The following is a 2,698-nucleotide window of genomic DNA, read 5'->3' as shown; positions in this document are numbered from 1 at the left end:
CTTTCAGCCGCTTTCTTTTATACCCTGTGAGAAATCCGGGCTAGATACTTGATTTATTTAGTGTGAGGAAGGAAAGCGCGAGGCGCGCAGCGCCTCTTGGTTGAAATGCTATATTTACTGCATTAGAAGCCAGTCTTTAGTTGCTTTTTTGCTTAATAAAAGATGAAAGTCAGCTATCTAAGCTAGTGGCTGGGTGCATGCTAGACATGAGCTCACTGAGTACCGAAAGTGCGTAAGCGCCACTAAATCAACACACTTGACCTATCTGTGTTCTGTTACTTTTTTTCGACGGGCGCCAAGTTCACGTTCCAGGGCAGCAGCCTTTCCAGTGCCTCCAGCGTATCAGCGGCAGCGATGCGCTCTAGCACGTGGTGGATATAGGAAGCAGGCTCCACGCCATTGGCTTTTGCTGTTTCGATGAGCGAGTAACAGGTGGCACTGGCGTGCGCTCCGCGGGAGGTATCCGCGAACAGCCAAGCTCTTCGGCCAACGGCAAACGGGCGGATGACGTTTTCTGCCAGAACGTTACTGATGTGCAGGTCGCCGCGCGCACAATAGCCGATGAGGAAGTCCCATTGGTTCAGCGTATATTCCATCGCCTGACGCGTCAGGCTGCCTTTTATCACACGGGTGACATTGGCTTCTAGCCAGGCCTTGAAGGCCTCAAGGCGCGGAAGGCTCAGTTCCTGGCGGACACGGTAGCGCTCTGCTTCGTTGAGGTTCTTGATCTGCCGTTCGATGGCGTAGAGTTTGTTGATATGGCTAAGCCCTACCTCAGCCTTGGCCGGCGTGGCGCTCTTGCCTTTCGCTTTAACCTTGGCTGCCTTAGACGCTTCCACGAACTTGCGTCGCGCATGGTCCCAACAACCAATGCGGGTAATGCCGTTGGCACGGCATACCTGGCCGTAACCGGCGTAGCCATCGGCTTGCAGGATCCCCGCGAAGTCGTCGAGTAGACGCACCGGCACGCTGCCGCCGCGGGACGGGTCGTAGGCAAAGAGCACCGACGGTTGATCCGGCGGGCCACCTCGGGTGACCCACATCCATTTATCTGACTGAGCGGTCTTGCCGTCTTCCTTGAGCACTTGCAGCCGCGTTTCATCGGCTTGAAGATACGCGCTGCTGTTTTGCACTTCGCGCATCAGCGTGATCAAGGGCGTGAAGACGTCATTCAGGCGGATGATCCAGTTGGCCATCTGCGTGCGGCTAACGGCGTGACCTAACCGCTTGAACATGCCTTCCAAGCGGTACAATGGTAAACCGTCGGCGTACTTGGACGTGATTACATACGCCAGCAGTGACGTCGACGCCGTGCACTTGCCTAGCGGATGAACCGGACGCTCCGCCACGAGGAGATGGTCGTTGCCTTCAAGCGGGAACACCGCTTTTTCCTGCCAGTATTCGAGGACTTTCAGCTGAGCGGGAATGAAATGGAGCTCTTCTTTTACCTTGGCGAAGAAGGTCTTGGTCGCCCCGACTTTTTCTTCTTCGCTGAGCGTAAGCTCAATACGCTCACGAACCAGGGTGTCGGAGAAGCCACGTTGACGACGCTGACATGAGGGACGCGGCGCGTCTTGCGCTTCGACATCGTCCGGCACCTGATCGCGTAGCGCCTCGATGTCAGCTTCCAGCTCAGTCTCATCGAACAAGTGGGCCTGATGGGCAGACTTTTCACTGCGCGCGGCGAACTGCTGAATGCGCTGCAAACGCAGCTTCTCTTCGAGCAATTGAATATAGAGATTACGCTGCTGTAACGCTGTCTGTTGGGCCGCCACCTGTTGCTGAAGCCCCGCCACAAGCTCCCTTACCTCAGCGGCTGAGAGGCCACTGAGATCAGGCATTTGGGGAGGGGCTTCAGCGTGTTTTTTCATGCGTCGATGGTAGCAAAATCGACCTGTTAAAGCACTAAAAATCAGAGCTTTATGGCCTACCCGACGCTGTCGTAATGCAGGGTTTTATGGCCGTGCATCAGGGTAATATCGTAGCCATCCAACAGCCAGTTGATCTGCTCGCCGGTCAGCGCCATGATGTCATCCGAGGGGCCGGGCCACTTGAAGCGCTCCTCGGCCAGTGCCTTGTAATAAAGCACGAAGCCATTGTCTTCCCACATCAGGCACTTGATCTTGTCCCGCTGTCGGTTGGTAAAAGCATACAACGCCCCGCTAAAGGGGTTGTGTCCCAGCTCTTGCTCCACCAATAGCGCCAGGCCGTTGGCTTGCTTGCGAAAATCAACCGGTGCGCGGTACAGGTAGATCTCGGGCATTTCCCACGCGGGGCGTAAATAGCGCGGCCGTTTCACAGTTGCCTCAGGATGTCGCCCAGTAACGCCACATTGCCCGCGTGCAACCCCGTGACCGTGATGCCACCGGGCAGTGAGACTGCAAGCCCCGTGGAATCTATTTCGTTTGCGATGACGGTATTGGGATACGCGACGGTGGCAAAACCGGCGACCGGCTCTTTTGTTGACGATGCGCTGGCCAAGAGCTTTTGACGCCAGTAAGCAAACTGATGGTACGTTAGCGCTTGTTGCTTGCAAAACGCCATGCCGGACAAGCCAGAGGTTTGCCATTCGGTTACTTGTTGCTGCCAATATTGCTCACGTTCTTGATGCGTCATGACACCACCTCACAAAAATCTGATGGCATCAGTGTGAGGGGGTAAAAGCGAGAGCGGTAGATGTCGATTTATTGGCGCTTAC

General features: G+C 55.5%; 3 protein-coding genes. All 3 read right to left on the bottom strand.

Annotation, left to right across the window (positions count from 1 at the left end; translation table 11 throughout):
* Window positions 1-275: 275 nt before the first annotated feature.
* The 3 genes from tnpC to tnpA are packed head-to-tail and all read right to left on the bottom strand — an operon-like array spanning window position 276 to window position 2,616.
* A complete protein-coding gene (gene tnpC, locus INT21_RS15405) occupies window positions 276-1,871 on the bottom strand; it encodes an IS66 family transposase (RefSeq protein ID WP_193085423.1) in 1,596 nt (531 codons plus the stop codon).
* A gap of 56 nt (window positions 1,872-1,927) precedes the next feature.
* Complete coding sequence (gene tnpB, locus INT21_RS15400) at window positions 1,928-2,299, bottom strand: IS66 family insertion sequence element accessory protein TnpB (RefSeq protein WP_193085422.1); 372 nt, start codon at window positions 2,297-2,299, stop codon at window positions 1,928-1,930.
* Window positions 2,296-2,616 (bottom strand): IS66 family insertion sequence element accessory protein TnpA, encoded by a 321-nt coding sequence (gene tnpA / locus INT21_RS15395; protein ID WP_193060236.1) that lies wholly within the window; start codon window positions 2,614-2,616, stop codon window positions 2,296-2,298. Before tnpA ends, tnpB begins: the two co-directional genes overlap by 4 nt.
* Between the last annotated feature and the right edge of the window lie 82 nt (window positions 2,617-2,698).

It is taken from the genome of Halomonas sp. 3F2F (assembly GCF_014897805.1).
In the GTDB taxonomy this organism is placed as follows: Bacteria; Pseudomonadota; Gammaproteobacteria; order Pseudomonadales; family Halomonadaceae; genus Vreelandella.
Note: the sequence above shows the minus strand (reverse complement) of the source record. Positions and strands in the feature narration are given on the sequence as shown.